11 protein-coding genes are annotated in these 8,958 nt (G+C 44.4%); 4 read left to right on the forward strand and 7 right to left on the reverse strand.

From position 1 onward, the window contains the following. Positions 1-180, forward strand: a 180-nt coding sequence (locus AACT21_RS02760) for a hypothetical protein (protein WP_141192801.1), incomplete at its 5' end; no start/stop codon positions are given. A gap of 94 nt (positions 181-274) precedes the next feature. Here AACT21_RS02760 and manA read toward each other — a convergent pair. Together manA and AACT21_RS02770 are read right to left on the reverse strand one after the other, a co-directional pair. After that, the gene (gene manA / locus AACT21_RS02765) at positions 275-1,471 is read right to left on the reverse strand and encodes a mannose-6-phosphate isomerase, class I (protein WP_038171769.1); all 1,197 of its coding nucleotides are present in this window, start codon (positions 1,469-1,471) and stop codon (positions 275-277) included. Between the two features lie 153 nt (positions 1,472-1,624). Then, positions 1,625-3,523, reverse strand: coding sequence for a PTS fructose transporter subunit IIABC (locus AACT21_RS02770; RefSeq protein ID WP_017047683.1), 1,899 nt, complete (start codon positions 3,521-3,523; stop codon positions 1,625-1,627). Positions 3,524-3,895: 372 nt separating this feature from the next. Here AACT21_RS02770 and AACT21_RS02775 point away from each other — a divergent pair, with 372 nt between their 5' ends. Continuing rightward, entirely contained in the window at positions 3,896-4,753 is an 858-nt protein-coding gene (locus AACT21_RS02775; RefSeq protein ID WP_445285937.1) for a helix-turn-helix transcriptional regulator, read from the forward strand. A 2-nt stretch (positions 4,754-4,755) separates the two neighbouring features. Here the strand turns inward: AACT21_RS02775 and AACT21_RS02780 are convergent, their stop codons facing one another. The 3 genes from AACT21_RS02780 to AACT21_RS02790 form a co-directional block, all read right to left on the reverse strand. After that, positions 4,756-5,550 carry a PTS sugar transporter subunit IIA gene (locus AACT21_RS02780; protein WP_094164322.1) on the reverse strand — a complete coding sequence of 265 codons (795 nt, stop codon included), beginning with the start codon at positions 5,548-5,550 and terminating at the stop codon, positions 4,756-4,758. Between the two features lie 6 nt (positions 5,551-5,556). Further along, a complete protein-coding gene (locus AACT21_RS02785) occupies positions 5,557-5,853 on the reverse strand; it encodes a PTS fructose transporter subunit IIB (RefSeq protein WP_013856969.1) in 297 nt (98 codons plus the stop codon). 109 nt (positions 5,854-5,962) lie between these two features. Further along, positions 5,963-6,370, reverse strand: a complete 408-nt coding sequence (locus AACT21_RS02790) for a PaaI family thioesterase (protein WP_013856968.1) — start codon at positions 6,368-6,370, stop codon at positions 5,963-5,965. Positions 6,371-6,408: 38 nt separating this feature from the next. Between AACT21_RS02790 and AACT21_RS02795 the strand changes: the two genes are divergently transcribed. After that, a complete protein-coding gene (locus AACT21_RS02795) occupies positions 6,409-6,687 on the forward strand; it encodes a DUF134 domain-containing protein (RefSeq protein ID WP_026027228.1) in 279 nt (92 codons plus the stop codon). On the opposite strand, the gene nqrM is transcribed toward AACT21_RS02795, so the two are convergent. Together nqrM and AACT21_RS02805 are read right to left on the reverse strand one after the other, a co-directional pair. Beyond that, positions 6,684-6,887 carry a (Na+)-NQR maturation NqrM gene (nqrM, locus tag AACT21_RS02800; protein WP_013856966.1) on the reverse strand — a complete coding sequence of 68 codons (204 nt, stop codon included), beginning with the start codon at positions 6,885-6,887 and terminating at the stop codon, positions 6,684-6,686. The two genes, AACT21_RS02795 and nqrM, sit on opposite strands and share 4 nt — an antisense overlap. After that, positions 6,887-7,372: a NifB/NifX family molybdenum-iron cluster-binding protein gene (locus tag AACT21_RS02805; RefSeq protein WP_013856965.1), complete on the reverse strand. Its 486-nt coding sequence runs from the start codon at positions 7,370-7,372 to the stop codon at positions 6,887-6,889. The genes nqrM and AACT21_RS02805 overlap by 1 nt, the downstream gene beginning before the upstream one ends. Before the next feature lie 551 nt (positions 7,373-7,923). On the opposite strand from AACT21_RS02805, the gene mglB reads away from it, so the two are divergent. Then, the gene (mglB, locus tag AACT21_RS02810) at positions 7,924-8,898 is read left to right on the forward strand and encodes a galactose/glucose ABC transporter substrate-binding protein MglB (RefSeq protein ID WP_026027227.1); all 975 of its coding nucleotides are present in this window, start codon (positions 7,924-7,926) and stop codon (positions 8,896-8,898) included. Positions 8,899-8,958: the final 60 nt, after the last annotated feature.

The following is an 8,958-nucleotide window of genomic DNA, read 5'->3' on the forward strand; positions in this document are numbered from 1 at the left end:
GTTGTGGACCCTGTGATATCGCAATTAAAGAAGGATTTTTATGCGCAGATTCGCTCTCTCAAAGACGGTCCGACATCTGAATCTCAAACGACCTTAGCACTGCTCACAGAAGAAGAGTTGCAACAACTCGAACAAATGTGGGTTGAACTGGCGGTTTGGAAGCAGTCGCAGAATATCTAACTGCCCACAAATTGATTAGCGCAAATTTTCGTAATAATCCCAAATAAAAAGCCAGCAGAACAGATGCTGGCTTTTTTGTTTATCACGTCGGCTGTTAATTATACGCGCGTGCGACACGTCCAAGTGATGACAGTTGATAATGTTCAGCGTATGCGGGGATGAAGATTGAGTGACCTTTTTTCACGGTTAGAGACTCACCATTGTCATGGGTTAAGGTCGCATCAGCATCAATGGCAAAGATAATTTCGGCACTGTTGATTTTCACGTTAACTTGCGCGGCATTGAGGTAAATCGCAAACTTAAAATCGCGGACTGGGACAGGGAACAGTAATGCTCCATTTTCTTCGATTGGTTTCAATAACAGGCTTGAAGCGGGTTTTTCTTCAAATAGCGTGCATGATGCGAGCTCTTCAATATCCATGTGTTTGGGTGTTAGGCCAGCGCGCAATACGTTGTCTGAATTGGCCATGATTTCAAGCCCGGTACCTTTCAAGTAGGCGTGTGGCGTTCTGGCGTCTAAAAACATGGCCTCACCCGGAGCTAAAGTGAGTACATTGAGCATTAATGGAGAAAATAGACCGATATCACCGGGGTACTGTTGTGCCAGCTCTAAAATGAGCCCAAAAAGATCATCACCTGAATGATGATGGGCATACGCTAATAATGCATTCACCGCATGTTCTTTTTGCTCGCCAGTTAATGATAGCAATGCACTAAAAAAGGTTTTTAAACCTTGTGATGTTGGGTTGTGTGCAAAAGCATCGACTAGGGTTGAAATCGCATTGATATTCAGCGTTTGAAATTGTTCAACAATCTCTGTGATTGGGCGAAACCCATTCATCGCTTGATAAGGGGTAAGGGCGTAAACCAATTCCGGCTTGTGGTTAGGATCTTTATAGTTGCGATGTCCGGCATTGAGTGGGATCCCCGCTTGGTTTTCTTTCTCAAAGCCAATTTCCGCTTCTTGCTTACTTGGGTGAACTTGAATCGAAAGGGCGTTCGCTGCGGCAAGTACTTTGAAAAGATAAGGTAGCTCACCAAAGGTTGTTGCAGTAGCAGCAGAAAGAAACGCTGTTTTATCTTGGTTGATCATCTCAAGCAACGAAACAGGTTCTCCATTCACATGAATTTGTGAGCATCCATTTGGGTGTGCTCCCATCCAAATTTCTGCTTGTGGAGCGTTGTTTGGGTTAGCAATATCAAACAAGTGCTGAATCGAAGTCGTGCTTCCCCACGCATAGTTTTGGATGACATTGTCCATCAAAAAGAAAGGTTGTTTGTTATTGGTCATAGTACATCTCACAAAAAATCAAAATAAAAACAAAGCAGCAGTACATAGAGTAAGCGAAATAAAAAACTCCCGAGTTAAAGCGGGAGTACAACATAAAATCAGAAGCTCAGCGTTGATGAGCATCAAGCACTCTCGGGGGAGAGTGCTTGATCATTAAGCCGTTGCTTGTTGTAATTTCGCTTGGCGCATTTTTTTCAGAGTGATACAAACAACACCTGTCACTACAGCACCGGTTGCCATGCAAAGCAAAGCTAGCAAAGGCTTATTCATGGCACCGAGCAATGCTACTACAGGACCGCCGTGGGCAACACTGTTTGTAATGCCAAAAGTGAACGCCATAACCGCTGCAACCATCGACCCCAAGATGTTTGCTGGAATGACTGACATCGGATCTTGCGCGGCAAATGGAATCGCCCCTTCAGAGATACCAACCAAGCCCATTGCACCGGAAGCTTTACCTGCTTCAATTTCAGAGGCTTCAAACAAGTTCAGTTTACGGCCCAGTACGGTTGCTAAAGCCATACCGAGTGGCGCGACTGGAATGGCACACGCCATTGCACCCATAAATTGAGTTTGACCGCTGGCAATCATACCAACAGAGAAGAGGAATGCCACTTTGTTAAATGGGCCACCCATATCAAAGCCAGCCATGCCGCCGAGCACAATACCGAGCAGTATCACGTTACCTGAGCTCATGCTCGTAAGTAGTGCGGTTAAGCCATCCATCAAGCTTGCAATCGGCGCGCCGATAACAAAAATAAAGAGCCCAGAGATAAAGAGTGAGCCTGCGATGGGTGCAATCATGATTGGCACAAGTGGTTGAATAAACTTGTGAAAATGGATGCTTGTTAACCATTTGATGAAATAACCGACTAAAAGGCCTGCAATAATGGCACCGATAAAACCTGTACCGGCATCTGCGCCGTAGAATGACCCGTTGTTAGCGATCCAACCACCAATTAAGCCAGGAGTCAGAGCGGGGCGATCGGCGATCGCATACGCGATGTAACCTGCAAGAATGGGGATCATCAACGTAAAAGCAACCACACCGACGTTCAGCACTTGGTTCCACATACTGCCGTCAGGAATGGCCATACCAGCTTCGGTTGGCTCGCCGCCAATAGCGAGTGCTAAAGCAATCAACAAACCGCCAGTAACAACGAATGGGATCATATGCGATACACCATTCATCAAATAGCGGTATAAATCGGAGCGAGCTTGCGCCGCTTTGCCTTTTCCATCTAAAGTCTTGGTACTGGCATCGGCTTGATATTTTGGTGCGCTGAGGGCTTTTTCAATCAACCCTTTTGCATCACGAATCGGCGCTTTAACGCCAGTTTCAATCAGTTTTTTACCCGCAAAGCGCACCATGTCAACTTGCTTGTCGCAAGCCACGATGATCGCATCAGCTTTGGCTATCTCTTCATCCGTTGGGCTATTTTTCACCCCAATCGAACCGTTGGTTTCGACTTTAATTTGATAACCCATCGCGGCGGCCCCTTTTTCCAGCGCTTCAGCGGCAAGATAAGTGTGTGCAACACCCGCTGGGCAGCCCGTTACGCCAATCAAAAAGCCTTTATTAGCTTCAACATCGGTTGTTTTTTCGGTTTTTTGTAGCAACAAATCTAGCGCAGCTTGCTCTGTTTTGGCGTCTAAGAAACGTTGGATGAACCCTTCTTCAATCAGCTTAGAAGAGAGCTCTGCCAGCACTTCAATATGATGATTTGAACCACCATCAGGAGAGGCTATCATGAAAAATAATTTAGAAGGCAAGCCATCTTCCGCGCCATATTCGATACCGCTTTTGCTGATGCCTATCACAACTGCAGGCGAGATAACGGCGGAACTTTTGGCATGAGGCAGCGCGACACCATCTTCAAATCCAGTGTTACCAAGCTCTTCACGAGCATAGATATCGGCTAAAAACTGCGATTTATCGCTGATGCGTCCTTGTTCTAACAGTACATCGACCAGCTCTGAGAAAACGCCATCTTTTGATGTTGCTTTCAAATCAAGCCGGATCAAGTTCTCATTAATGAGTTGAGTGATCATGTTTCGTCCCCTATATGGTTTTTATCCCCTTCGCACTTAGAACTGAGCCATGTTGGCTGCAACTTCAAACTGTTTGGGGATATTGTTATTGCGCACCGCGCTTTTTGTTGGAGATATTGTGAGCGCCTCGGGTGAACAGTGGTAGTGTACGAAACTGGCATTTACTGGATTATTGTAACCTGTGGCTGCAAACGTGATCAGGCTCTTATTTTGGTTTTAGGGTGATAATTTGAATTTATGATTAATTTTTTATTTTAATTCAATTGGATAAATTGATTATTTTACTTTTTCGATCGGAGTTATCGAATGCGTAATGATTGGTGATTCATTAGGTATTGGATTATAGTTGCCTCGTTTATTGATGGGTATAGGGTGAATTTTGTGATCCCAGTATTTAAAAATGTGATTGAAGTGCTGCTCTCGGAGCGAGAAAGTTTTAATCGAATATGGTTTGCTGGGGACAAAATAACGCCGCCAGCGTTCAGTTACCAAGTCAATTTCCCTCGTCTAGAATTGGTCTTAAGCGGCGTGTATAGCAACGAAACCGAAGAGATTGAACACGGTATCAGTAAGGTCAACATCTTATCTGGTGATGCGCTTTATATACCTCCGAACTGCTGGAATAAACCTGATTGGCAAGAGAGCTGTTCGGTTTTGAGTTTGCTATTTGGCCGTCGTCAAATGGGGTTTAGTTTGGTCAGTAAACACAAAGGCGAGAGTGGTTTTTATGATGTTCAGAAACACAGTATCCCAACGCGTACTGGGCACGCGATTGATCACATGCTCGAAGGGCTAAATGCATTAGCACGTGAGCCTCAGAAAAGCCCAATGGACGAACATTTGTTGTTGGCTCTGTTGAGTTACAGCGCCGCAATGCTTGATCAACCGACCGCTTCTCCTAAAAAGCGCAGTGAAGATTTATATCAAGGCATCTGCATCTATATCCAAGAAAATTTTCATCGCAATATTTGCCGTGACAGCATCGCACAGCGGTTTAATATCTCTGCCAACCATTTATCGCGCATGTTTCGCCAACAAGGACACATGACTCTTGCTGATTACATCACTTGGGTAAGAATTGAGCGGGCAAAATTTATGTTGAAGAAATACACCTTTCGTTTAGCCGAAGTGGCCACGCGCTGTGGATTTCAAGATGTGAATTATTTTTTCCGCGTATTTAAAAGCAAAGCGGGTATGACTCCATCTGAATATCGAACTCTGTCGCAATAAAGCTATTCATTTTGTATTGGGTCGCACGGCTTAGCCATCACGTGCAGCAAAATGGCTTTAAGGGTTTCTTCTCTTTTTGCCGTAAGTAGCCATTGACGATGTTCCTCTTCCAGTAACCAACGAGTTAACTGCGTGACCGGTTTAATTACGGTTCGCGGCGCTGATGTCGGCAGTAATAAGGTGATGATCAGCGACACATCGCCGGATTTTTCTGACCATGATAGCGGGTTTGCTAACCAGTGAACCGCCAGTGTTGGCTGGGCAACTCGTGCGTGAATGATATGGGGTAGCGCTATTCCACGGCCAATAATGGTCGGGGAGATTGCTTCTCTTTTTTCCAGCGCATACAAAATATCATGACAATGTGCGGGCATGATCTGCTTAGCAATCGTGTCGAGTGCCTCTGATTTGCTAACCACTGAGCCTAATGTGGCGTAATGCCACTGTAGCGAAAAAGGCAGTTGAAAAGCTAGGTGGGTGGCAAACGCCAATTCCGCTTTAGCATTTTGTTTGTGCGATGTTGAAATAAGCAGTGTGTGCTCGCGTAAATACTCTGTCATCACCATGCAGGCCAACTCGGCGTCGAGCCCTTCAATGGCAATTTGGCATACATCTCCGGGGTTTGAACCAAGGCTTAACACTTGCAGTGTATGGTTAAGCATTGCCTTGTTGTCACGCGTGATGTTAAACAGCACCACCACCGAGCGAAAATGGCGGTTGAGATCTTTCAATTCATTTAATTGCCAGCTGACTAGACCGCCTGCTTTTAAAACAAAAGTGATGCGCGTTGTGATCATCGGCGGTTACAAATGACGATCTAAAACAGATTGAACGTTCGTCAACACTTCTTCAATGGACACCTGAACTGTTTTGCAACCAACAAAACGTTCACGCTGTTCAATGTCAATATCTGAAGCGATGAGGATCAGATCCGCGTTGACAATATCTGCCACTGTCAGTGGGTTCTCGACACCCATTGCGCCTTGGGTTTCGACTTTGATTGAGATATTACGCTTATTCGCTTCTTTTTTGAGTGCGTCTGCGGCCATATAGGTGTGCGCAATGCCTGTTGGACAAGCAGTTACTGCGATAATTTTCATAACGAAAGATAATAAAGAAATGATGAGTGAGTATAAGGAGGATGAAAGCGTGACTCAACCGAAGTTTACGCTAAGCCAGCACCCTAATGAAATGACTGTAGCACTCAGGCTACTCGGCTTTGCACATAAACTTTGCACTGGCCGTAGAATAGGGAAGCCCATCATAAAAAATGGTGCTGCACAGATAGTAAATGTGACGTTTTTGTTTGATAAGATGTGCTTCGACTTGCAACGGTACATTCAGTGGAATAGGGTGCAGATAACGTACGTTTAGCTCTGCTGTCATCGCATAAATGCACTGTGCAAACAGACAATGTGTCATGGCCGCATCATGTAAGGTGCTGATCAGTCCACCCTGCATGACCCCTTGATAGCCTTGCATCTTTTCTGTTGCTACAATCTGTGCGCATACGCTCCCTGTTTCTGTTTGGTTAAATTGCAGTGTGTGCGTTTCAGAAAAGAACGGGGCACAACACACCGCGCAGTGGCAATGTTGTAGGGGAGGCTGAATGTTCATAAGTTCACCAAACTGGTTTAAATGATTAGGAGAAGAAAATGGCAAGACCCAAAAAAATTCGTCGTGTTTGTGGTCAAGCGGCGTATGCGTGCTTCAAACCCAACGGTGTCAAATTATCTGAATTGAACACAGTAGATTTACTGCCAGAAGAACTTGAAGCGTTGCGTTTGGCTGATAAAGAGGGGCTTAGCCAATTGCAAGCGGCCACGCAGATGGGCATATCGCGACAAACCTTTGGTAATATCGTTAACCAAGCAAGAGCGAAAGTCGCGACTTGCTTGGTGGAAGGTCATGCGTTGATGTTGGTTGAGCGCTAACGCTCGTGATCAGGTTCTTGAATTTGATACAACACCTTCTGATGCTCATCACAAACGTCTACGCAGTTACATTCTCTTTCAATATCGATATTTGCTAATCCACCACAACTGCCTTGCAGCGAGCGGCGGCGAAACAAAACACCGATCGCCATCAAGACAATAATGCCAATAAAAAACGCAAAGGTTATAACATAAGTCATTATTTTCCCTCGACAATCGCTTTTACTTTCAGCACTTTCTTCAACGCTTCTATGGTAGTTGGTGACAGCATTCTGGGTGCCAGTTTGTTATGTTTACCCACTTTCTTCGATCCACATTGACTAGCACAACGTTTCTTCGATTTATTGGCTGAAGGCTTGCCAAAAGAGACGTCGGTGACGGGCAGAAGATGGTTTGGATGAAGTGATGTTAATTGGCTGCCTCTTGGTGCGTAATATACCTCAATCTTCTTTTCTAAAATTGCTGCTAACATATTTTGTCCGATATTGCGGACGATAACAGCGTCCACTCTATTCTCTCTTAGCAGTGCAAGTAGCTGTTTTTTGTGGCCACAACTGCCCTCGGTTTTCGTAACGTCAATACGTTGGCTAGTGGCGGTGGTATCGTCCACAATCATCAATTGAGGCGCTTTGGCAAAGTGATTAAAAGGCGAGTTTTGATCACAAGGGATGGCATAAATCATCATGGCTCCTAAAGTTTATCGGGTTCTTGTATTTAAAATACACCTTATTGTTGGCATATGCCAATAATAAAAATGACAATTTAAGAGTTCATTAATTAAAAGTCGTGGTGCTGTTTGGTAAATCGAGACCCGATATGGCGTAAAAATACGCGAATAAATTGCAGGCGTATGTAACAAGCCTCATCTACACTTTGTGAGCAGTCAAATGAAAGTTAAATCTATTGCATATTGGAAACTCGCAAGTGTAAACGTTAACATCTGGTGTTTTGAGAGGTATGATCTCTTTCGTGGTGGATCGCACTTTTAAAAAGAGAAATAGGTCTCGATGTTACATTGTGTTACGTATGATTACTTAGTTTTGCAATAGTTATCAAACTATTCACAAGAAACCGCATGAAAATGCGATTTCAAAACTGAAATTTTAACTGGTTCACATTAATTGTTTGTTTTACTACTATACTTTGAAAGGTAAACGTTTTCACTGCTGTTTCTCAGAGTTAACGTTTCTCCCCCTACACAACGTAATAACAACACTAACAAATAGGACTTGTTCAATGAGAAAGTTAACTACTTTAGCCATGCTTGCGGCTGGTATGAGTTTCGGCACTCAAGTCATGGCTGACACAACGATCGGTGTGACCGTTTATAAGTACGATGATAACTTTATGTCAGTTGTTCGCCAAGCGATTGAAAAACAGGCAAATAATGACGGCAACACCAAGGTTTTGATGAATGACTCACAAAACAGCCAATCAATGCAAAATGACCAAGTGGATGTCATGTTGGCTCGTGGCGTGAAAGCACTGGCGATCAACCTTGTCGACCCTGCAGCTGCACCAAGTATTATTCAAAAAGCGAAAATGGATGATGTTCCTATCGTTTTTTACAACAAAGAACCGAGTGCTAAAGCGCTCGCTTCATATGACAAAGCCTATTATGTGGGTACAGATTCAAAAGAGTCGGGCATCATCCAAGGCGATCTCATTGCGCAACACTGGAAAGCCAATCCTGCTTGGGATAAAAACGGTGACGGTGTACTGCAGTATGTAATGCTGAAAGGCGAACCAGGTCACCCAGATGCGGAAGCTCGTACTTCTTATTCTGTGAAAACCATTAACGAAAATGGCATCAAAACAGAAGAGCTACACATGGATACTGGTATGTGGGATACCGCCATGGCAAAAGATAAAATGGACGCTTGGTTATCTGGCCCCAACGGCAGCAAAATCGAAGTCGTAATTGCCAATAATGATGGTATGGCGATGGGTGCGATTGAAGCGTTACGTGGTGCGGGTGCGAAAGTACCAGTATTCGGTGTTGATGCGTTAGCAGAAGCATTAGCATTAGTTAAATCTGGCGACATGGCAGGCACTGTGCTTAATGATGCAGATTCACAAGCGAAAGCGACATTTGAACTTGCACGTAATTTAGCCAACGGCAAAGCTGCAACCGAAGGCACTCAATGGGAAATGGCCAATAAGATTGTTCGTGTTCCTTATGTTGGTGTGGATAAATCGACACTCGAGTAACCTAAAGTTCAAGGGGGAAGTCATTCCCCCTTTACTCCCTAACTTATAGGGTGTTTATAC

The sequence above is a fragment of the Vibrio sp. V08_P9A1T1 genome (genome assembly GCF_963874405.1).
Taxonomy (GTDB): domain Bacteria; phylum Pseudomonadota; class Gammaproteobacteria; order Enterobacterales; family Vibrionaceae; genus Vibrio; species Vibrio anguillarum.